Raw genomic sequence first — 288 nt, 5'->3', positions numbered from 1 at the left:
ATCATGAAGGAAAACATGGAGAACTACCGGCACTATCAGACCAAAGGGCTGATCAATAAGGATCAGCTCACCAACCAGGTGGCGCTGTATTACCAGCAGCAGAACAACCTGCTGGGCCTGTCCGGCCAGAACGAACAGAATGCGCTGCAGATCACCGCGCTGGAAAGCCAGATCCATATCCAGGCTGCCGAATTCGACAACCAGATTTACCAGATGGAGCTGCAGCGCTACGAGCTGCAAAAGGAGCGGCAAAACATAGATGCCACTGGCGATATTATCGTTCGCGCG

The 288-nt window shown here is 53.1% G+C and carries 1 protein-coding gene; it reads left to right on the top strand.

The genetic code is table 11. The annotated features are described in order from the left end of the window. Nucleotides 1-15: 15 nt before the first annotated feature. The coding region (locus tag JYB63_RS22915; protein ID WP_343207489.1) for an HlyD family secretion protein at nucleotides 16-288 on the top strand (273 nt) is incomplete at its 3' end.

This window comes from Aliamphritea spongicola (assembly GCF_017051665.1).
Lineage (GTDB): Bacteria > Pseudomonadota > Gammaproteobacteria > Pseudomonadales > Balneatricaceae > Amphritea > Amphritea spongicola.
Note: the sequence above shows the minus strand (reverse complement) of the source record. Positions and strands in the feature narration are given on the sequence as shown.